This is a genomic window from Streptomyces sp. NPDC001678 (genome assembly GCF_042892945.1).
In the GTDB taxonomy this organism is placed as follows: Bacteria; Actinomycetota; Actinomycetes; order Streptomycetales; family Streptomycetaceae; genus Streptomyces.
In genome coordinates, this window is record NZ_JBIAUP010000017.1 from 89,096 (window position 1) to 108,966 (window position 19,871).

Annotated in this window: 17 protein-coding genes and 2 pseudogenes; 10 read left to right on the top strand and 9 right to left on the bottom strand. The window is 73.7% G+C overall.

What is annotated here, in order from left to right:
- Positions 1-101: 101 nt before the first annotated feature.
- Complete coding sequence (locus ACFYZR_RS28115; protein WP_391915220.1) at positions 102-1,322, bottom strand: IS701 family transposase; 1,221 nt, start codon at positions 1,320-1,322, stop codon at positions 102-104.
- A 244-nt stretch (positions 1,323-1,566) separates the two neighbouring features.
- Between ACFYZR_RS28115 and ACFYZR_RS28120 the strand changes: the two genes are divergently transcribed.
- Positions 1,567-2,154: a TetR family transcriptional regulator gene (locus tag ACFYZR_RS28120; RefSeq protein WP_391915078.1), complete on the top strand. Its 588-nt coding sequence runs from the start codon at positions 1,567-1,569 to the stop codon at positions 2,152-2,154.
- A 120-nt stretch (positions 2,155-2,274) separates the two neighbouring features.
- On the opposite strand, the gene ACFYZR_RS28125 is transcribed toward ACFYZR_RS28120, so the two are convergent.
- Together ACFYZR_RS28125 and ACFYZR_RS28130 are read right to left on the bottom strand one after the other, a co-directional pair.
- Positions 2,275-3,213, bottom strand: coding sequence for an NAD-dependent epimerase/dehydratase family protein (locus ACFYZR_RS28125; RefSeq protein WP_391915080.1), 939 nt, complete (start codon positions 3,211-3,213; stop codon positions 2,275-2,277).
- Entirely contained in the window at positions 3,210-3,839 is a 630-nt protein-coding gene (locus ACFYZR_RS28130) for a ScbR family autoregulator-binding transcription factor (protein WP_391915082.1), read from the bottom strand. Before ACFYZR_RS28130 ends, ACFYZR_RS28125 begins: the two co-directional genes overlap by 4 nt.
- Before the next feature lie 136 nt (positions 3,840-3,975).
- Here ACFYZR_RS28130 and ACFYZR_RS28135 point away from each other — a divergent pair, with 136 nt between their 5' ends.
- A complete protein-coding gene (locus ACFYZR_RS28135; RefSeq protein WP_391915084.1) occupies positions 3,976-4,905 on the top strand; it encodes a ScbA/BarX family gamma-butyrolactone biosynthesis protein in 930 nt (309 codons plus the stop codon).
- Positions 4,906-4,960: 55 nt separating this feature from the next.
- Here ACFYZR_RS28135 and ACFYZR_RS28140 read toward each other — a convergent pair whose 3' ends face one another.
- The 4 genes and pseudogenes from ACFYZR_RS28140 to ACFYZR_RS28155 all read right to left on the bottom strand — a co-directional run.
- The gene (locus ACFYZR_RS28140; RefSeq protein ID WP_391915086.1) at positions 4,961-6,388 is read right to left on the bottom strand and encodes an MATE family efflux transporter; all 1,428 of its coding nucleotides are present in this window, start codon (positions 6,386-6,388) and stop codon (positions 4,961-4,963) included.
- Complete coding sequence (locus tag ACFYZR_RS28145; RefSeq protein ID WP_391915088.1) at positions 6,388-6,981, bottom strand: hypothetical protein; 594 nt, start codon at positions 6,979-6,981, stop codon at positions 6,388-6,390. The genes ACFYZR_RS28140 and ACFYZR_RS28145 overlap by 1 nt, the downstream gene beginning before the upstream one ends.
- Positions 6,972-8,013 (bottom strand): annotated as a pseudogene (locus ACFYZR_RS28150) (ornithine cyclodeaminase family protein). The gene ACFYZR_RS28145 and the pseudogene ACFYZR_RS28150 overlap by 10 nt, the downstream one beginning before the upstream one ends.
- A gap of 35 nt (positions 8,014-8,048) precedes the next feature.
- Positions 8,049-8,453, bottom strand: a pseudogene (locus ACFYZR_RS28155) (TauD/TfdA family dioxygenase); the annotation flags it as partial.
- 26 nt (positions 8,454-8,479) lie between these two features.
- On the opposite strand from ACFYZR_RS28155, the gene ACFYZR_RS28160 reads away from it, so the two are divergent.
- From ACFYZR_RS28160 to ACFYZR_RS28175, 4 genes are all read left to right on the top strand, one after another.
- A complete protein-coding gene (locus ACFYZR_RS28160) occupies positions 8,480-9,424 on the top strand; it encodes an ABC transporter ATP-binding protein (RefSeq protein WP_391915090.1) in 945 nt (314 codons plus the stop codon).
- 107 nt (positions 9,425-9,531) lie between these two features.
- Positions 9,532-10,428, top strand: coding sequence for an SGNH/GDSL hydrolase family protein (locus ACFYZR_RS28165; RefSeq protein WP_391915222.1), 897 nt, complete (start codon positions 9,532-9,534; stop codon positions 10,426-10,428).
- 164 nt (positions 10,429-10,592) lie between these two features.
- Positions 10,593-12,452: a gamma-glutamyltransferase gene (gene ggt, locus ACFYZR_RS28170; RefSeq protein WP_391915092.1), complete on the top strand. Its 1,860-nt coding sequence runs from the start codon at positions 10,593-10,595 to the stop codon at positions 12,450-12,452.
- Between the two features lie 89 nt (positions 12,453-12,541).
- Positions 12,542-13,615, top strand: a complete 1,074-nt coding sequence (locus ACFYZR_RS28175) for a hypothetical protein (protein ID WP_391915094.1) — start codon at positions 12,542-12,544, stop codon at positions 13,613-13,615.
- Between the two features lie 19 nt (positions 13,616-13,634).
- On the opposite strand, the gene ACFYZR_RS28180 is transcribed toward ACFYZR_RS28175, so the two are convergent.
- A complete protein-coding gene (locus ACFYZR_RS28180) occupies positions 13,635-14,198 on the bottom strand; it encodes an isochorismatase family protein (RefSeq protein ID WP_391915095.1) in 564 nt (187 codons plus the stop codon).
- 174 nt (positions 14,199-14,372) lie between these two features.
- Between ACFYZR_RS28180 and ACFYZR_RS28185 the strand changes: the two genes are divergently transcribed.
- The 4 genes from ACFYZR_RS28185 to ACFYZR_RS28200 are packed head-to-tail and all read left to right on the top strand — an operon-like array spanning position 14,373 to position 18,948.
- Complete coding sequence (locus ACFYZR_RS28185; protein ID WP_391915097.1) at positions 14,373-15,215, top strand: nitrilase-related carbon-nitrogen hydrolase; 843 nt, start codon at positions 14,373-14,375, stop codon at positions 15,213-15,215.
- Positions 15,212-16,528: an aspartate aminotransferase family protein gene (locus ACFYZR_RS28190; RefSeq protein WP_391915099.1), complete on the top strand. Its 1,317-nt coding sequence runs from the start codon at positions 15,212-15,214 to the stop codon at positions 16,526-16,528. The genes ACFYZR_RS28185 and ACFYZR_RS28190 overlap by 4 nt, the downstream gene beginning before the upstream one ends.
- Positions 16,525-17,925, top strand: coding sequence for a dihydropyrimidinase (hydA, locus tag ACFYZR_RS28195; RefSeq protein WP_391915101.1), 1,401 nt, complete (start codon positions 16,525-16,527; stop codon positions 17,923-17,925). The genes ACFYZR_RS28190 and hydA overlap by 4 nt, the downstream gene beginning before the upstream one ends.
- A gap of 21 nt (positions 17,926-17,946) precedes the next feature.
- The gene (locus ACFYZR_RS28200; RefSeq protein ID WP_391915103.1) at positions 17,947-18,948 is read left to right on the top strand and encodes a TIGR03842 family LLM class F420-dependent oxidoreductase; all 1,002 of its coding nucleotides are present in this window, start codon (positions 17,947-17,949) and stop codon (positions 18,946-18,948) included.
- A 184-nt stretch (positions 18,949-19,132) separates the two neighbouring features.
- Here ACFYZR_RS28200 and ACFYZR_RS28205 read toward each other — a convergent pair whose 3' ends face one another.
- Positions 19,133-19,708, bottom strand: a complete 576-nt coding sequence (locus tag ACFYZR_RS28205) for a TetR/AcrR family transcriptional regulator (RefSeq protein ID WP_391915105.1) — start codon at positions 19,706-19,708, stop codon at positions 19,133-19,135.
- Positions 19,709-19,871: the final 163 nt, after the last annotated feature.

A 19,871-nucleotide genomic window follows, 5' to 3' on the forward strand; every position in this document is an offset into this window, starting at 1 on the left:
GGCGGGACGCGGCCGGGTGCGCTCGGGACACGGTCGGAACCCGGTCAGGACCTGGTCGGGCACCCCGGGGCCCGGGCGGCCGCCGGGGGGCGCCCGGCGGGTCAGGCCGACCGGACGACGGCCAGCGGCCGGTCCGTGCGCGCGGCGGCCGCGTCGGCCAGCCGGCTGTAGGCGTAGGCGGCAGAGACCAGCGTCATGTGGTGGTGCCAGCCGGGGAAGGACCGGCCCTCGAAGTCCCGCAGCCCGAAGTCGTCCGCCAGGACCCGCAGGGCGCCGGCCGTACGGGCGTGGTGCCCGGTGAGGGCGATGAGTTCCTCGGCGGAGTGCCGGGTGAGGTTGGTGATCCACACGGGTTCGTCGGCCTGCCGGCCGGGGACCCTGCGCGCGAACGCCCGGAGGACCGGGGGCGCCGTGCTCGTGCTCGTGCCCGTCGGGGTGCCGGGCCGCTCCGGAAGCCGGACCAGCGTGTTGAGCAGCCGTCGGGGCGCTCCGCCCGGGACCGCGCCGGGGGCGCCCAGGAGGGCGGGGACCTCGCCGAAGCCGTCGCCCTGGTAGACCAGCCGCCGCACCGGGACCGGAGCGTACTGGCCCTCGCCGCGCGAGCGGCCGCCGGGCAGCACGGCCAGCGAGGAGGGCACGGCGACGACGAAGTCGCAGCCGGTGCGCTCGAGTCCGCGGATCAGCGAGCCCGCCTCCGTGCAGGAGCTCATGTCGGCGACGACGGGCAGCGGGGTGGCGGTGGTCCGGGAGTGCAGCGTGTGGACCAGGTCGAGCACCTGCGCGGACGCGGGCCGGTCGCCCACGCTGGACTCCGGTATGCGGGCCCGCTCGCGCAGGGTGTCGTCGTCGGTCCAGCGGGAGGGCAGCAGGATCCGCCAGCCGAGCGGCAGTGGCCCGGTCTCGGTGGACAGGAAGATCCCCACGCCCACCTGGCAGTTGACGGTGCGGCCCGAGGCCGGGTCGAAGCGGCGGTGGACGCCCACCGAGCTCTCGCCCCGCTTGGGCACGACCACCGTGCCGATCGTCCAGGCCCGGGGGACGGTCCGCCGCAGGGCCCAGTGCGCGAGCGAGCGCAGGGCCGGGCCCCAGTCCCACGGGCTGGCGTTGACGAACTGGTGCAGCGACTGCGAGGCGGTGGGCGAGGCGGAGACGGCGGCCGCCAGTCGGCGGACCGTCTTCTTGCCCGGGGTGGAGAGCAGCCCCTCCAGATAGGCGTGGGCCCAGCGCCGCTGGTCGGCGCGGGGCAGATAGCCGAAGACCTCTTCGGCGAAGGAGACGAGTGGAGCGGTGCCCGGGGTGAACGGGCGGGTCGAATGCTGCACAGCCAACGCACGGTCCCTTCTGACGCGGACGGTATGGCTCCGGCCGCGAGCGAAAGAATAGAGAACGATCGCTTTGTTTTCAAAGTCCCGGGGCGTGTGACCTTCGAAACCGGGGGAGGGTGCCGGTCCCGTCGATCACTGGCCGTAAGGTGGTTGAACGCCGGTCGTTCTCCGGCAAGTTGAAGCCGTCGTTCCGCAATGGCGCGGTCCCATGGCCCATGGCAGTGAACGTCTAGGAGGGAGCATGGCCATGCAGGAGCGCGCCGTACGGACCCGTTCGGCGCTCGTCCGGGCCGCGGCCCGCGCCTTCGACCGCAACGGCTACGAGGGCACGTCCTTGTCCCAGATCCGCGCGGCGGCCGAGATGTCCATGGGGGCGCTGACCTTCCACTTCGCCACCAAGGGCGAACTCGCCGACGCCGTGCAGGACGAGGGGTGGCTCCTGACGGAGGCCCGGGTGCGCGAAGCGCTGACACCGGACGGCGACCCGGTGGACGGCCTGGTGTCGCTCACCCTGGCGCTCGCCGCGCTGATGGAGGAGGAGCCGCTGGTCCGCTCGGCGGCCCGGCTCACCCGGGAGCGCGCCGGGGGCCGGGCCTGGACCTCCGCGTGGCTGCCGGCTGCGCAGGGGCTGATAGAGCACGCCCGGTCGGCCGGTGTGCTGCCCCCGGTGGCGCGGCCCGAGGTGGTCGCCGACCTGGTCAGCCATCTGATCGTGGGCGCGGAGGCGCAGATCCGCGCCTCCGCCACGGATGCCGGGCGGCCGGCGGTGGACGTCGGCGGGCAGCTCGCCCGGATCTGGGACCTGGTGCTTCTGCCGGTGCGCGGCTGACGGCGCCCCGAAGGGGCGCGGGGAACTGCGCGACCAGCCACGACGTACCAGCAGATGACGTACCGGACTCCCGGCGGAGCGCCTGGTCTGGTGCCGTCAGGTCCGATGGCCGGGTGCGGCCTAGTCCGTGGGCGCCACGTGCCGCCGGTACCAGGGCGCCGCCTCCGCCAGCCGGGCGAGGACGCCCGGCCCCGGCGCGCAGTGCGCCGCCCGCCACACCTCCGCGCTCGCGTACCAGTGGTCGCGGGCGAGCAGGGCGAACTGCCGCTCGCTCGTCCGCCCGGGGTTGCGGCGCAGGCTCTCCAGGCAGCGCGCCCACGGCCAGTCGGCCCCGGCGCGCGGCAGGACGCCGTGCTCGGCGAGCGCGTCCATCAGATCACCGTTGCGCACCGGGTCCGGGTGGCTGGCGTGGTGGACCCCCGCCGGCACGGCGTGCGGGCCGCACGCCAGCTCCGCGACGAGCCGCGCCAGATCGCTGACGTCCACGGCCGACAGCAGGCCGCGCCCGCCGTCCCAGCGCGCGGGCACCCGGCGCAGCAGCTCGGCCAGGGCCGGCACCACCCAGCGGTCGCCCGCGCCCAGCACCAGCCCCGGGCGCAGGACCGCGGCACCGCACTCGAGCATCGGGGCCTCGCCCGCCAGCCGGGTGCGGCTCGCGGGCGAGGCGGGCGCGGGCCGGATCGCGTCGACGTCCGGCCCGGTGTGCGGCCCGGGGCCGTAGACGGCGGCGGTCGACAGGGCGACGACGCGGGGCACCGCCGCCCGGCGGGCCTCGGCGGCCAGCGCGACGGCGCCCCGGTGGTTGACCGCCTCGCACAGGCTCTCGTCCGAGGAGACGCAGGAGGCCAGGTGGAGCAGGGCGTCGGCTCCTTCGCACAGCCCCCGCAGCGAGCCGGGGTCGGTCAGGTCGCCGGGGAACCACTCGACGAGCGGGTCCGCGTCCGGGCCGGGGCGGCGCGTCAACGCGCGTACGCGCACGCCCCGCCGGGCGAGTTCGCGCAGCGCGGCGGAGCCGATGAACCCCGTGGCGCCGGTCAGCGCGACCAGCGGCCCGCTCACCGGCGGCCCTTCCCGGCCGCGCCGGGCTCGGTGACCAGCCGCGCCCGGGTCTCCGGCGTGGCGACGCCGGGCAGCAGGTAGCGCCACAGCAGGGCCACGCGCTCGGGCAGGTCGGCGCGGTTGGTGGAGACCTGGGAGAAGAGCTGGGTGCCGGTGTAGCAGCTCACCAGGACCCAGGCCAGCTCCCGTTCGTCCACCTCGGGCAGGAGCTCGCCCCGGCCCCGGGCGGCGACCAGCTGCTCGTGGAAGCGGGCGGCCCATTCCTGGTAGGCGGTGTCGTCCTGGACGCCGAACTCGCCCTGCTCGACGGCGAGGCGGACGCCGGCGCGCAGCAGCACATTGCTCTGGAGCTCGGTCGCCAGGTGGAGGGTGATGTCGATCAGGTGCTGGAGGCCGGCCTCGCCCCCGGGCATCACGATGCCCTCGCCCTGCTCGTTCATGACCGCCCGGGCGAGGTCCTCCTTGGACTTGAAGTGGAAGTACATCGCGCCCTGGGTGGCGTCCGCCCGGGCGATGATCTTGCTGACGCTGGCGCCGCTGAACCCGAGCTCGTCGAAGACCTCCGCGGCCGCGTGAAGGATGACGGCGCGGGTCCTCACCGCGCGGTCCTGTCTGGGCCTCGCCATGAGGTGACTCCCTGTGATCTCTCGACAAACAAAACGAACACCCTTTATCTTACGGCTCCAGCGTCAGAGACAGAGCAGCAGCGTTAGAGCGTCCGGGAAGTCGGTTATGCACGATCTGGTTCAGCAAGCCCCTGTTTTGAGCTCCATCCCCTCCGCGTCGCACGGCCTGACCACCTGTGTGCCCCGGCAGTACGTCCACAAGGCGGCCCTGGCCGAGGTCCTCCTCACCGGCTGGGAGCGCGTCGCCGACGACGCCTTCACGATCGGCGCCCAGTGGCCCCGGACCCACAGCTTCTACACCCCGGTCGACGGCCGCTACGACCCGCTCCTCTTCGCCGAGACCGTGCGGCAGACCATCCCCCTGCTGTCCCACCTGGCCTACGACACACCGTTCGGCCACCACCTGATCTGGGACCACTTCCGCTACGAGCTCGACCCCGCCGCGACGGCTGTGTCCGCCACCCCCGCCGAGATAGAACTGCGGATCGCCTGCAGCGACGTCAAACGCCGTCAGGGCCGCTTCTCCGCCCTGGTGATGGACGTCACCGCGCTGCGCGACGGCGCTCCGCTGGGCACCGCCCGGGCCCGTTTCACCAGCCATGCCCCGGCCGTCTACCGGCGGTTGCGCGGCGAGTACGGCGACCCCTCCGTCGTCTCCCGGGCCGTGCCGCTGGCCCCGCCCCTGGCGCCGGGGCGCGTCGGCCGCGACCGCTTCCACGACGTGGTCCTCTCGCCCACCGACGCCGACGGCCTCTGGCAGCTGCGCGTGGACCCCAGCCACCCGGTGCTCTTCGACCACCCGGTCGACCACGCGCCCGGCATGCTCCTGCTGGAGGCCGCCCGCCAGGCCGCGCTCGCCGCCACGGGCCCGGACCACGGCGCCGTCCTGGGCCTGGAAACCGTCTTCAGCCAGTACGTGGAGTTCGACAGCCCCTGCTGGATCGAGGCCACCGTCCTCCCGCAGGACGACGGCGCCCTCACCCGCACCCGGGTCACGGCACGCCAGAACGACCGCGAGGCGTTCTCCGCGGTCGTCGTCAGCACGGCCGGCCGGGCCGGCGTCTGAGGCACGGTCCCGGTAAGGGCGGACGCGAACCGCCCCTACCGGGACCGGCGTGTGGTCAGCCCGTGGGCACCGCCTCCGCGACCGCCCCGCTCCGGGCGCGCAGGCCCGCCGCGTAGCGGCGCAGCAGCAGCGCCGCGGTCGTGGCGAGGCCCGCCAGCAGTCCGAGCCACAGACCGAGGGTGCGCAGGTCCGCCGCGTACCCGAGGAGGAGCGAGGCGGGCAGCCCCACAAGCCAGTAGCCGACGAGCGTGGCCCGGAAGCCGCCCTTGGTGTCGTCCAGGCCGCGCAGCAGGCCGACGCCGATGTTCTGCGCGCAGTCGAAGAACTGCAGGACGGCGACGACCGCCAGCAGCCCGGTCGCGATGGACAGCGCGTCGCCGTCCCCCGCCGCGCCGGAGTCGAGGAACGGCCGCAACACCGCCTCGGGGAAGGCCAGATAGCAGCCGCCGACCACCGCCATGACGGCGGCGGCGCAGGCCAGCGCGGTGGTCCGGAGGCGCCGCGCCGCGGCGACGTCCCCCAGGACCAGCTCGCGGCTGACGTTGATCGAGGCGGCGTGGGAGAGCCCCACGGCTACCTGGAAGACGATGTAGACGAGCTGGTTGACGGCCGTGTGGGCGGCGAGCGCCGCACTGCCGAAGGAACCGGCCATCAGCGCCGTCAGCGAGAAGAACCCCGCCTCCGAGCCGTAGGTGGCCGCGATCGGCACGCCCAGCCCGATCAGCCGCCGCACGGTGGCGCGGTCCGCGCCCAGGACCCGGGCGCTCAGGCGCGGGCCGAGCACCGGGTCCCGGCGCGTCGAGGCGTACAGGGCGAGGAAGGACAGCAGGTGCACCAGCGACGTCGCCACGCCGATGCCGGTCAGCCCCAGCCGGGGCAGGCCCCAGGTGCCGTGGATCAACACCCAGTCGAGCCCCGCGTTGACGGCCACGGACGCCAGCGTGATCCGCAGCAGCGCCTGCGGCCGCCGCATGCCGACCGTGAACTGGCGCACCGCCTGGAACCACAGGCACGGCAGCAGCCCCGGCGCGAGGGCCACCAGCATCGCACGGGCCCGGTGGGCGACGTCCGCGTCCTGGCCCAGCAGGGACAGGCACTGGCCGATGGCGACCATCAGGACGGCCCCGGCGGCACCGGCGAGCGTCGCCACCGCCAGACCGGCCCGGGCGACGGCGGCGACCTCGTCGTCCGGCCCCGGGGCGGCGGCCCGCCCGGGGGGCGTCCCGGCGCGCGCGGCAGCCGCCGCGACGCGGTTGCCGACGGAGGTCACCAGGCCGACGCCCATGGTGCGCACCTGGTTGAAGACGACGATCGCGAGGCCGCCCGCCGCCAGCTCCCCGGTGCCGAGCAGGCCCATCATCACGGTGTCGGTCGTGGTGAGCGCGACCTGCGCGAGCTGGGTGAGGACGAGCGGGACGGCGAGCACCGCCAGAGCCCGGCTGTCGCGCAGCAGCCGGGGCAGGGCGGCGGGCACCGGGGGCATCAGTGGCCGCGCAGGGTGCCGAGGAGGTCGCCGACCTCGCGTTCCACGACCGGGTCGAGGAGGTCGCGGGCGGCCATCCAGCCGTCGTCGAAGACGGTGTCCAGATACTTCTCGCCACCGTCGTTGACCAGCGCGACCATCGTGCTGCCCGGCGGCAGCGAGGGCAGCCGGCGCAGCGCCTCGTGGACGAGGGCGCCCTGGAGCACGGCCACGCGCAGCAACTGCTCGTGTTTCGCGGGGCCGGTGACCGTGATGTCCTCGCCGCGCACCCCGTGGGCGAGGGCCTCGCGCAGCTCCCCGGCGGAGGCGACGTCCACGCCCGCGCCCGTCGCCGCGCAGCGCTCGACCCACACGGCCGCCTTGTTGGCCTTCTTCGCGTAGTACACCCGGCCCGCCACACCGGCCTCGGCGAGGGCGGCGCGGAAGGCGGCGAGGTTGGTGTCGAAGCGGTCGGGGAGCAGGAAGTGGAACGGCCCGTCGAAGGCGTAGGAGAGCTCCTGGAGCAGCCCGCTCGCAAGGACAGCCGCCGCCTGGGGGTCCGGGTGGGCGGGCAGCGGCGGGGCGGCCGCCACCCGGCTCGTCGTCACTGCCACAGCGGCACCCGCGTTCCCAGGCCCTGGGTGAGGGCGAGTTGGGCGAAGCGGTGGCCGAGCGCGATGTCGGTGACGACGAGGCCGCTGTTGTAGGCGAAGATCCGCTGGTCGGGCGTGGTGCGCCCGGGGACGTCCCCGGCGAGGACGGCCGGGAACTCGGCGTCGACAGCGGGTAGTTCGCCGTCGGCGTCGGCCATGTCGGTGCCGGTGACGCGCATCTGGGCCTCGCTGGTGGCCACCACGCGGTCGGCCTCGTGGAGGGTGGAGGGGGGCCAGGCCGTGGCCGACGAGGACGGTCAGGGCGCCGGGCCGCAGCCAGGACGCCTCCACGGCGGCGGGGGTGTGGGGGCCCGCGGTGGCGACGACGACGTCGGCGGCCCCGGCGGCCTCCCGCAGGTCGGTGACGATCTCCACGTCCCGGCCGGGGAAGTACGCGCGCAACTGGCGGCGGACGGCCGTGATGCCGTCGGGGTGGGTGCCGTGGAGCATCAGCCGCTCCAGGCCCGGCAGCGCCGTCAGCAGGAACGGCAGGGCCAGCCGGCCCTGGGTGCCGGTGCCGATCACCAGCGCGGCGCGCGCCCCGGGCGGCGCGCACTCGCGGGCCAGCAGCGCGGAGACGGCGGGGGTGCGCAGGGCACCGACGCGGCCGCAGTCCATCATCGCCAGGGGCAGCCCGGTGACGTCGTCGTAGAGGGTGAGGGCGGTGTAGTAGTGCTGCGCGTCGCGGGGGCTGTGGAGGCCGTGCTTGTACGAGGTCTTGACGGCGACGACGTCGCGGGAGCCGTCGCGGCCGAGCATCGCGTAGGCGACGGAGTGGCCGTCGCCGGGCTAGACGGTGAGCTTGCGCGGGTTGTCGGAGCGGCCGGCGGCGAGGGTGCGGTAGGCGCTCTCCACGGCGGCGAGGACGTCGGCGGGGGTGATGTCGATGCCGGCGACATCGCTGGTGGACAGGACGGTCAGGGTCCTGTCGTCGCGTATTCGGGCGGAGTCGTGGGCCGGGGCGGGGCCGTGGGCCGGGGCGGGGTCCGTCATGGGCGGTTCCTTTCGGGTCCGGGCGGGGGCGAAGGTCAGGCGGCGGCGGCCTCGGTGGCGTGCGCTTCGATCGCGGCCTGTCCGTAGCCGTGCTCGCCGGCCTCGGCGGCCGGGCGGGTGCGGCGGCCGGGAACGCGGACCGAGGCGCGCTTGAGCCAGCGGTCGGTCCCGTCGTAGCGGGCGGTGAAGGGCACCCGGCTGTGCACGACGAGGTCGTTGTCGACGACGAGCACCTCACCGGGGGAGAGGCTCACCGCCACGGAGACGCGGGCGAGTTCCTCCTCCAGCCGCCGGTAGGCGGCCCGGTACTCGGGGGTGGCCTCGGCCAGCGGGGTGTAGGCCGGGTCGAAGCGCAGGGTGAGGCCGTCCGCAGAGCGCCACAGGGCCGGGGACGCGCGGCGGCTCCCCGGCGAAGCCCTGGGCCTCGGCGTAGGCGTCGTCGGGCAGGATCGGCAGCACCGGCCGGGTGAGCTCCTCGACGGTGGCGTCGTCCAGGCGCGTCCGGCGGACGCTGGCCGCGGTGGTGGCGATGGCGTCGTGGTTGCGCATGCAGGTGAGCATCAGCAGATGGGCCCGGCCGGGGTGGAAGGCGTCCTCGGTGTGCGGGCTGAGGAGCACGCTGCTGCTGGCGTCGGCGTCGGCGCCAGCGCCGGCGTCGGCGCCCGGGCGCGGGCTCGCGGCTCGGGGCGTCCGGGTGACCTTCGCCGCACCCGCCCCCACCCCCGCACGCGACAGCGCAACCCCGCACCGACACGCCCTCGACAGCGTAGATTTCGCTGTCGCACCCGGCACCGCCGCCGCCATCGTCGGCCCCTCCGGATCCGGCAAGACCACCTTGCTGCGCGTCCTCGCGGGCCTGCGGCCCGCCGACGCCGGGGAGCTCACCCTCGACGGCGCGCCCCTGCCCACCGGCGTCCGCGCGCGCGGACGCGACCAGCGCCGCCGGATCCAGCTCGTGCCGCAGAACCCGCTCGGCGCCCTCAACCCCACCCGGACCATCGGCGCGTCGCTGGCCCGCCCGCTGCGGCTGCACCGCATCGTCCCCCGGAAGGACACCGCCGAGCGCGTGGCCGAGCTCCTGCGGGACGTCGGCCTGTCGCCCGAGTACGCGCGGCGCCACCCCCACGAGCTCTCCGGCGGGCAGCGCCAGCGCGCGTCCATCGCGCGCGCCCTGGCCGCGCGCCCCGACGTGCTCCTTTGCGACGAGGTCACCTCCGCCCTGGACCCGACCACGGCCGCCGCGGTCATGGATCTGCTCGCCCGGCTCAGGGCCGAGCGCGGGCTGGCCCTCGCCCTGGTCAGCCACGAACCGCACCTCGTCGCCGCGTACGCCGACACCGTCCACTTCCTCGAGGACGGACGCGTCGTCCGCGTGGAACCCGCGCCCGGGCCGGGCGTCCCGTCGGATTGACAGACGGTAACCGGATCGGGAATCTTGCTCGCACTGATCAGTTACTGACTGGTTGGTCAGTAGGAAATCGGCCCCTTCACACCCTTTTTGGAGTACTCGTGGCACAGGTGCGAGAACGAGGCGCGCGGTACGGAAAGGCGCTCGCGGCGCTCGGCGCGGCCTCGGCACTGACGGCCGGAGCGGCCGTGGCGGCCGGCCCCGCGGCGGCGGCCACCCCGGCCGGTCAGACCGAGAGCGCACGCTATGTCGCGCTCGGCGACTCGTACACCTCGGGTCCCGGCATTCCCGAGCAGACCGGCGGGGACTGCGCGCGCTCCAGCGTCAACTACCCCTCGCTGACCGCCGCCAAGCTGGGCCAGAAGTCCTTCAAGGACGTCAGCTGCAGCGGTGCGACGACCAATGACATGTGGAACACCCAGGCGGGGTCGGCCGGGCCCCAGCTGGACGCCCTCGGCAAGCAGACCCGTCTCGTGACCGTCGGCATCGGCGGCAACGACATCGGCTTCGGGACCATCATCGGCAGCTGCGCCGTGCTGTCCGCCGGCGACCCCACCGGCGCCCCTTGCAAGAAGCAGTACACCGCCGCCGACGGCTCCGACGTGCTCGCCCAGCGGATCAACGACGCCGCACCGAAGATCGCCAAGGTGCTGAAGGCCGTTCACGAACGCGCCCCGTACGCCAAGGTCGCGCTCGTCGGCTACCCGTCGATCATGCCGGACAACGGCACGAGCTGCTTCCCGTCCGTGCCGATCGCCGCCGGTGACGCCCCCTACCTGCGGGACACCGAGAAGCGTCTGAACACGATGCTCCAGCAGCAGGCGCGGGCGGCGCACGTCCGCTACGTCGACACCTACGGCCCGACCGTCGGCCACGACGTGTGCACCCCGGCGGCGGACCGCTGGGTCGAGGGCGCCCAGCCCGAGAGCCCGGCCGCGCCGTTCCACCCCAACGCGAAGGGTGAGGCGGCCATGGCCGGAGCGGTGTACGGGGTCGTACGCGGCTGACCGGTAGCGCCCCGAAGGGGCGCGGGGAACTGCGCGACCGGCCACGACGCACCAGCAGGTGACGTACCGGCTTCGGAGGCCGACCCCGCCAGGGCCAGTGCCCTGTCGGCGGCCGCGCTCCGCGAGTAGGCTCCGGGGCCCGTTCGTCCGTCACGGAGGCACTCATGGCCCTCGCCAGACCGAACCCCCGCCGGAGCCTGCCCGTTCTGGCCGTCACCGCCGCGCTCGTCGCCGGGGCCCTGGCGGCACCCGCCGCGTCCGCCGCATCGGCCGCATCCCCCGCCCCCGCCGGCGAGGCAACCCGCACACCCGCCAAGTCCCCCGTGGCCGTCGGCTACGGGGGCGCCGTGGCCAGCGTCGACGCCGACTCCTCCGCCGCGGGCATAGAGGTGCTGCGCAAGGGCGGCAACGCCGTGGACGCGGCGGTGGCCACCGCCGCCGCCCTCGGCGTCACCGAGCCCTACTCCGCCGGCATCGGCGGAGGCGGCTACTTCGTCTACTACGACGCCAAGTCCCGCAAGGTCCGCACCATCGACGGCCGCGAGCGCGCCCCGCTCAGCGCGACCAAGGACCTGTTCACCGAGAAGGGCCACCCGCTGCCCTTCGCCGACGCCGTCACCAGCGGCCTGAGCGTCGGCACCCCCGGCACCCCCGCCACCTGGGACACGGCCCTGCGCTCCTGGGGCAGCCGCAGCCTCGGCCAGGTCCTGGCGCCCGCCCGGCGGCTGGCCCGCGACGGCTTCACCGTCGACGAGACCTTCCGCAAGCAGACCGCCGACAACTACGACCGCTTCAAGGACTTCCCCGCCACCGCCAAGATCTTCCTGCCCGGCGGCAAGCCCCCCGCCGTCGGCTCGACGCTGCGCAACCCCGACCTCGCCCGCACCTACGGCCTGCTGGCCGACCAGGGCGTGGCCGCCCTCTACCGGGGCGCGCTGGGACGCGACCTGGTGCGGACCGTGCGCAAGCCGCCCGTCGACCCGGCCTCCGGACGCGTGGCCCGGCCCGGCGACCTGACGGAGCGGGACCTCCGCGCGTACAGCGTGCGCAAGCAGGAGCCCACCCACACCTCCTACCGCGAGCTGGACGTCTACAGCATCGCCCCCTCCTCCTCCGGCGGGACGACGGTCGGCGAGGCCCTCAACATCCTGGAGAACTCCGAGCTCGACCGGCTGCCCCAGCAGACGTATCTGCACCGCTACATCGAGGCCAGCCGGATCGCCTTCGCCGACCGCAACCGCTGGGTCGGCGACCCCGCCTTCGAATCGGTGCCCGTCCAGGGCCTGCTCTCCCAGCGTTTCGCCGACTCGCGCGCCTGCCTGATCAAGGACGGCGCGGCGCTCACCAGCCCGCTGGCGCCCGGCGACCCGCGCCGCCCGGGCTCGGCCTGCGCGACGGGCGGCTGGGCCGCGCCCACGCCGTACGAGGGGGAGAACACCTCCCATCTGACGGTCGCCGACAAATGGGGCAACGTCGTCGCGTACACCCTGACGCTGGAGCAGACCGGCGGCAGTGGCATCACCGTGCCGGGGCGTGGCTTCCTGCTGAACAACGAGCTGACCGACTTCTCCTTCGCCCCCGTCAGCCCGGGCGTCCACGACCCCAACCTGCCCGGTCCGGGCAAGCGCCCGCGCTCGTCCCTGTCGCCCACGATCGTCCTGGAGCACGGCAGGCCCGCCTTCGCCCTCGGCTCGCCCGGCGGCGCCACCATCATCACCACCGTGCTCCAGACGCTCCTCAACCACGTGGACCGCGGCATGCCGCTCGGCGACGCCATCGCCGCGCCCCGCGCCAGCCAGCGCAACGCGGCGGCCACCGAGCTGGAGCCGGGGCTGTGGGACAGCCCGCTGCGCGGCCGGCTGGAGGCCAAGGGCCATGTGTTCAAGCTCAATCCGGAGATCGGCGCCGCCACCGGAGTCCAGCGGCTGCCCGACGGGCGCTGGCTGGCCGCGGCCGAGAAGAGCCGGCGCGGGGGCGGCTCGGCGATGGTGGTGAGGCCCGAGGGGAAGCCGCCGGTGCGCTGACGGCCCCTCCGCGCGCGGGTGCCGCGCGTTCCCGCGCCGGACCGGGGGCGGATTGGGGCGGCCGCCGCCGGGCCACGATCACTGATGTCATGAGTGGACGACGGCGGTTGACACGGGTCCTGGCGGTACTGATCGGCGCGTTCGCGGTGTGGCTGTCGGCAGCCGGCACCGCGGGCGCGTCCCCGGCGAGCACGGCTTCGGCGAAACCCGCACCGATGGAGGCGGGTTCGGCGAAGGAGGCCCCGACCTGCCGGGTCGGCGCCTATCTCAGCGATCTCTACGATCTCGACCCCGCCAAGAACGCCTTCTCGGCGCGGCTGACGGTGTGGAGCGTCTGCCCGAAGCGCGAGCTGGACCCGCTGCCCGACGTGGCGTTCACCAACTCCAGCAACGCCGAGAAGAGCGAGCCCTCGGTGACGGAGGAGGGTGGCATGTTCCGGGACCTGGTGCGGATCCAGGGCGTCTTCCGGCAGGACTGGGACCTGCGCGCCTTCCCCTACGACCGGCACCGGATCACGATCAACATCACGTCCCGCACGACGGTCGACAAGTTCCGCTTCACCCCCGACAACGAGGACTCGGGCGCGAACGAGGGGATCGCCCCCGACGGCTGGAAGCTCACCGGCTTCCATCTGGCCTCGGTCGAACAGCACTTCCCGACGAACTTCGGCGACGCCACGCTCACCCGGGGCAAGGGCAGCACCCGCAGCAGGCTGGTCGTCGAGATGGACCTGGCCCGCGACGACCCCACGGCCTTCTGGCGGCTGACCGGGCCGCTCTACCTCATGGTGCTCCTCGCCACCGCCGCCTTCCTGCTGCCCACGCACGGCAAGGAATTGGGCATGGCCGAGCGGCTGGACTCGATGCAGAGCCGGCTGGCGCTGCTGGGCGGCGGCCTGTTCGTGGTGATGCTCAACCTCCAGCAGGTGAGCCAGGTCGTCACGAGCACGGTCGGGCTGACGCTCATCGACGCGCTGCACCTGCTGACGCTCGTCTACGTGCTGCTGGCGGTGGTGGCCACCGTGCTGTCCTGGCGCTGGACCGTCAGGGGCGGCGACCCGGTGCGGGCGGAGCGGATCCACCACCGCGGCGCCTGGATCGGGCTGGCCGCGTACGCGCTCGTCGCCGCCGCGCTGGTGCTGTACGCCGCCCACGTGGGGTAGCCCGCACGGGCCCGTCCGGTCAGCCGGGCAGCAGCGCGAGGATGTTGTCCGTGGTGTCCGTCTCGGCCAGGCGCGGGAGGACCCTCTCCACGGAGAAGCGGTGTGCCTCGGGGTCCGGGTCGGTGACGGCGTCCGTCGCGACGGTCACGTGGTAGCCGTGCTCGTGGGCCGCGCGGGCGGTGGACTCGACGCCCGCGCCCGTCGCGATGCCCGCGAGCACGACCTGCGTGACGCCCCTGCGGCGCAGCTGGAGGTCCAGGTCGGTGGCGTGGAAGGCGCCCCAGGTGTGCTTGGTGACCACGATGTCGGTGTCCTGGCGGCCGAGCTCGGGCACCAGCTCGGCGAAGTCGGCCGGGAGCCGGCCGGAGCGCGGCGGGGCCTCGGAGCGGCCGGGCGCGGCGCCGGTGACCCGTACCAGGACGACCGGCAGGCCGCGCTCGCGGAAGGCGGCGGCGAGGCGCGCGCCGCGCTCGACGACGGCGCCGGCCGGGGGAGCGGGGTGGGCGGTGGGCAGGGCGACGATGCCCTTCTGGAGGTCGACGAGGACGAGGGCGGTCGTCGGGTCGAGCGTGGTGGCTGTCATACGGTCACCCTAGGAGAAAGAAAGGCAGCCTTGCAAGGCTGCCTTTCCAATATGCGAGGGTGCGGGACATGCGCGATGGTCTTGCCACGGGGAGTGACGGGACCTACGGTCGCATGCACACGCGGATCTTCCGCGTACGGCAGCCTGTTCGAAGCCCCGGCTGAGGAGCAGCTCATGACCAACGTTGTCCGTGCGGCACTGGTCCAGGCGACCTGGACCGGCGATACCGAGTCGATGATCGCCAAGCATGAGGAGCACGCCCGCGCCGCCGCCGCGCAGGGCGCCAAGGTGATCGGTTTTCAGGAAGTCTTCAACGCCCCCTACTTCTGCCAGGTGCAGGAGAGCGAGCACTACCGCTGGGCCGAGCCCGTCCCGGACGGCCCCACCGTCCGCCGGATGAGCGACCTCGCCCGCGAGACCGGCATGGTGATCGTCGTGCCGGTCTTCGAGATCGAGGACTCCGGCTTCTACTACAACACCGCCGCCGTCATCGACGCCGACGGCCGCTATCTCGGCAAGTACCGCAAGCACCACATCCCCCAGCTCAAGGGCTTCTGGGAGAAGTACTACTTCCGGCCCGGCAATCTCGGCTGGCCCGTCTTCGACACGGCCGTCGGCCGGATCGGCGTCTACATCTGCTACGACCGCCACTTCCCCGAGGGCTGGCGCGCCCTCGGCCTCGCGGGCGCCCAGCTCGTCTACAACCCCTCGGCCACCTCACGGGGCCTCTCCTCCCACCTGTGGCGGCTCGAACAGCCCGCGGCCGCCGTCGCCAACGAGTACTTCGTCGCCGCGATCAACCGCGTGGGCCAGGAGGAGTACGGGGACAACGACTTCTACGGCACCTCCTACTTCGTCGACCCGCGCGGGCAGCTCGTCGGCGACCCGGCCAGCGACACCAAGGAGGAACTCCTCGTCCGCGACCTCGACTTCGGCGTGATCGACGAGGTGCGCCGGCAGTGGGCGTTCTACCGGGACCGCCGCCCCGACGCCTACGACGGGCTGGTGCGGCCATGAGCCCCGCCGTCCCGCTCCACGACCGCCACCGGGCCGTGATGCCCTCCTGGCTCGCCCTCTACTACGACGAGCCGCTGGAGCTCACCCACGGCGAGGGCCGGTACGTCTGGGACGCCTCCGGAAAGCGTTACCTCGACTTCTTCGGCGGCATCCTCACCACGATGACCGCCCACGCCCTCCCCGAGGTCACCAAGGCCGTCAGCGAGCAGGCCGGCCGCATCCTCCACACCTCCACCCTCTACCTCGACCGCCACATGGTCGAGCTCGCCGAGCGCGTCGCGAGCCTGTCCGGCATCCCCGACGCCCGGGTCTTCTTCACCACCTCCGGCACCGAGGCCAACGACGCCGCGCTGCTGCTGGCCACCACCTACCGCGGGTCCAACCAGATCCTGGCGATGCGCAACAGCTACCACGGCCGTTCCTTCTCCACGGTCGGCATCACCGGGAACACCAGCTGGTCGCCCACCAGCCTCTCGCCGCTCCAGACGCTCTACGTCCACGGCGGCGTCCGCGGCCGGGGGCCGTACGCCTCCTTGAGCGACGGGGAGTTCATCGAAGCGTGCGTGGCGGACCTGGAGGACGTGCTGGGCCAGGCGCACGGCACCGTCGCCGCGCTGATCGCCGAGCCCGTCCAGGGCGTCGGCGGCTTCACCGCGCCGCCCGACGGGCTCTACGCCGCCTTCCGCGAGGTCCTGAAGCGCCACGGCATCCTGTGGATCACCGACGAGGTGCAGACCGGCTGGGGCCGCACCGGCGACCACTTCTGGGGCTGGCAGGCCCACGCCGCGAGCGGTCCGCCCGACCTGCTCACCTTCGCCAAGGGCATCGGCAACGGCATGTCCATCGGCGGCGTCGTCGCCCGCGCCGACGTCATGAACTGCCTCGGCGCCAACTCCATCTCCACCTTCGGCGGCAGCCCCGTCACCATGGCGGCCGGCCTCGCCAACCTCACCTATCTGATCGAGCACGACCTCCAGGGCAACGCCCGCCGCGTCGGCGGCCTCCTCCTGGAGCGGCTGCGCGCCATCGGCGCGGGCCTGTCCATCGTCCACGAGGTGCGCGGCCGGGGGCTGATGGCCGGCGTCGAGCTCGTCGGACGCGACGGATCGCCGTCCCCGCGCGCCGCCGCCCGCACCCTCGAACACGCCCGGGAGCGGGGCCTGCTGATCGGCAAGGGCGGCCGCGAGGGCAACACCCTGCGCATCGCCCCGCCCCTGACGCTCACCGTCGCGGAGGCCGAGGAGGGCGCCGCGATCCTCGAGGAGTCGCTGAGGCGCGCCCAGCAGGACCTCGCCGCCGAGGAGATGCCATGACCACCACACTCATCAGCGGCGGACTCGTCGTCACCGCCGCCGACGAGATCACCGCGGACGTCCTGATCGAGGACGGCAAGGTCGCGGCGCTGGCCGCCCCGGACAGCGCTTGCGCCGGGGGCTGGCGTGCCGACCGCGTCATCGACGCCACGGGGAAATACGTCATCCCCGGCGGCGTCGACGCCCACACCCACTTCGAGCTGCCCTTCGGCGGCACCGCCGCCTCGGACACCTTCGAGACCGGCACCCGCGCCGCCGCCTGGGGCGGTACGACGACGGTCGTCGACTTCGCCGTCCAGTCGCGGGGGCAGTCCCTGCGCGCCGGACTGGACGCCTGGCACGCCAAGGCGGACGGCCGGTGCGCCGTCGACTACGCCTTCCACATGATCCTCTCCGATGTGCACGAGAGTTCGCTCAAGGAGATGGACCTGCTGGTGGGGGAGGGCGTGACGTCCTTCAAGCTGTTCATGGCCTACCCGGGCGTCTTCTACAGCGACGACGGGCAGATCCTGCGCGCGATGCAACGGGCCGCCGGCAACGGCGGGCTGATCATGATGCACGCCGAGAACGGCATCGCCATCGACGTCCTCGTCGAACAGGCCCTGGCGGCGGGAAGGACCGACCCCCGCTACCACGGAGAGGTCCGCAGGACCCTCCTGGAGGCCGAGGCCACCCACCGGGCCATCCAGCTCGCCCGCGTCGCCGGCAGCCCCCTCTACGTCGTGCACGTCTCGGCCGAGGAAGCCGTCGCCGAGCTGGCGCAGGCCCGCGACAAGGGCCTCCCGGTCTTCGGCGAGACCTGCCCGCAATACCTCTTCCTCTCCACCGACAACCTCGCCGAACCGGGCTTCGAGGGCGCCAAGTACGTCTGCTCCACACCCCTGCGGCCGCGCGAGCACCAGGCCGCGCTCTGGCGCGGGCTGCGCACCGACGATCTCCAGGTCGTCTCCACCGACCACTGCCCCTTCTGCTTCTCCGGCCAGAAGGAGCTGGGCCGGGGCGACTTCTCGAAGATCCCCAACGGGCTGCCCGGCGTGGAGAACCGCATGGACCTCCTCCACCAGGCCGTCGTCGACGGCCACATCTCCCGCCGCCGCTGGATCGAGATCGCCTGCGCCGCGCCCGCCCGGATGTTCGGCCTCGCCCCCCACAAGGGCACCATCGCCCCCGGCGCCGACGCCGACATCGTCATCTACGACCCGCACGCGCGGCAGACGCTCTCCGCGTCCACCCACCACATGAACGTCGACTACTCGGCCTACGAGGGCAAACAGATCACCGGGCAGGTGGAGACCGTCCTCTCGCGCGGCGAAACCGTCATCGACCGGCGGCGGTTCACCGGCCGGGCGGGCCACGGCCGCTACGTCCCCCGCACCACCTGCCAGTACCTCCCGTAACGCGTAAGGAGCACCCCGCACGTGGACTTCGGCCTCGTCCTCCAGACCGACCCGCCCGCCACCGCCGTCGTGGACCTCATGAGACGCGCCGAGGGCGCGGGCTTCAGCTACGGCTGGACGTTCGACTCCGCCGTGCTGTGGCAGGAGCCCTTCGTCATCTACAGCCGCATCCTGGAACACACCGAGCGCCTCGTCGTCGGCCCCATGGTCACCAACCCCTCCACCCGCACCCCGGAGGTGACCGCCTCCACCTTCGCCACCCTCAACGACATGTACGGCAACCGCACCGTCTGCGGCATCGGCCGGGGCGACTCCGCGATGCGGGTGGCCGGGCGCAAGCCCAACACCCTCGCCACGCTCGGCGAGGCGATGCGCGTCATCCGCGACCTGGCGGAGGGCCGCGAGGCCGACGTCGGCGACGGCAAGACTCTGCGGATCCCCTGGATCCGCGACGGCCGGCTGCCCGTGTGGATGGCCGCCTACGGCCCCAAGGCCCTGGCCCTGGCCGGCCGCGAGGCCGACGGCTTCATCCTCCAGCTCGCCGACCCCTTCCTCACCGAATGGATGGTCAAGGCCGTCCGCGCCGCGGCCGCCGACGCGGGCCGCGACCCGTCCTCCGTCACCATCTGCGTCGCCGCCCCCGCCTACGTCGGCGACGACCTCGCCCACGCCCGCGAACAGTGCCGCTGGTTCGGCGGCATGGTCGGCAACCACGTCGCCGACCTCGTCACCCGCTACGGCGCCCACTCCGGCGCCGTCCCCGACGACCTCACCGACTACATCGAGCGCCGCTCCGGCTACGACTACAGCCACCACGGCCGGGCCGGCAACCCCTCGACGGACTTCGTCCCCGACGAGATCGTCGACCGCTTCTGCCTCCTGGGCCCGGTGGCCGCCCACCGCGAACGCCTGGAGCAGCTCCGGGAGTTGGGCGTCGACCAGTTCGCGCTCTACGCGATGCACGACGCGAAGGAGGCGACGATCGACGCGTACGGGGAGCATCTGATTCCGGCGCTGGGGTGAGCTCGCGGTGCCCTCGAACGCCGACGGGCTGAATTCAGCCCGTCGGCGTTCGAGGACCGGGGTCCGGGGCGGAGCCCCGGGAGACGAGGTTGAACTCGTGATGTGGCCGGGTTGCTCAGGTGGGGAGTTGGTGGATGGCCGGCCAGTCCTGCCCGGCGCTCCAACGGCGCATCCCGGCCGGCAGTCAGCGCCGGTCGGTACTCAGGCCGTCCAGGGTGAGGTCGAGGAGGCGTTCGGCCTGCTCTCGCTGCTCCGGCTTTCCCGAGGTGAGGGCGATGCCGGTGAGGGCGGCGAACATATCGGCGGCGCTGATGTCGGAGCGGATGGTGCCGGCTTCGACGCCGGCGGTCAGGAGCGAGGTCAGGGCGGCCATCATCATCTCGTGACTCTGGGCGTAGGGGTTGGCGCCGGATTCGACGAGGGCGCGCAGGGCGTCGGCCATGCCGAGCTTGGCGGTCGCGTAGTCGATGAAGCGGCCCGTCCAGGCGCGCAGGGCCTCACGCGGGGCCAGTGAAGACAGCAGGTCGGGGGCGGCGTCGCAGAGCCGGATCAGCTCGTTGCGGTAGGCGGCCTCGACGAGGGCCTCCCGGGTGGGGAAGTTGCGGTAGAGCGTGCCGGAACCGACGCCGGCCTCCTTGGCGATGCGCTCCAGGTGCGCTTCCAGTCCCTCTTCGGCGAAGACGCGCACCGCGGCCGAGAGGATCTTGTCCCGATTGCGCTGCGCGTCGGCCCGTAGCGGGCGCCCTGTCTCTCCGGCCATCCGCGGTCTCCTACTCGTCCCGGCTTGCTAACCGGCGGAGCCTCCACTTACGGTAAAGGGAACTGGAGGCGCCTCCACTTCCACTCTAGGGCATGCGGGCCCGCGCCGACCGCACACGAACGCACGCGTGCCCGCGTCCCGCACCCCGACGTCGCGCGGTCAC

Bases quoted from the DNA above. Each gene is read 5' to 3' on its own strand.
- ACFYZR_RS28120 (WP_391915078.1), top strand. From the start codon at position 1,567: ATGGCCATGCAGGAGCGCGCCGTACGGACCCGTTCGGCGCTCGTCCGG.
- ACFYZR_RS28130 (WP_391915082.1), bottom strand. From the start codon at position 3,839: ATGGCGAGGCCCAGACAGGACCGCGCGGTGAGGACCCGCGCCGTCATC.
- ACFYZR_RS28140 (WP_391915086.1), bottom strand. From the start codon at position 6,388: ATGCCCCCGGTGCCCGCCGCCCTGCCCCGGCTGCTGCGCGACAGCCGG.
- ggt (WP_391915092.1), top strand. From the start codon at position 10,593: ATGGCCCTCGCCAGACCGAACCCCCGCCGGAGCCTGCCCGTTCTGGCC.
- ACFYZR_RS28175 (WP_391915094.1), top strand. From the start codon at position 12,542: ATGAGTGGACGACGGCGGTTGACACGGGTCCTGGCGGTACTGATCGGC.
- ACFYZR_RS28180 (WP_391915095.1), bottom strand. From the start codon at position 14,198: ATGACAGCCACCACGCTCGACCCGACGACCGCCCTCGTCCTCGTCGAC.
- ACFYZR_RS28185 (WP_391915097.1), top strand. From the start codon at position 14,373: ATGACCAACGTTGTCCGTGCGGCACTGGTCCAGGCGACCTGGACCGGC.
- ACFYZR_RS28190 (WP_391915099.1), top strand. From the start codon at position 15,212: ATGAGCCCCGCCGTCCCGCTCCACGACCGCCACCGGGCCGTGATGCCC.
- hydA (WP_391915101.1), top strand. From the start codon at position 16,525: ATGACCACCACACTCATCAGCGGCGGACTCGTCGTCACCGCCGCCGAC.
- ACFYZR_RS28205 (WP_391915105.1), bottom strand. From the start codon at position 19,708: ATGGCCGGAGAGACAGGGCGCCCGCTACGGGCCGACGCGCAGCGCAAT.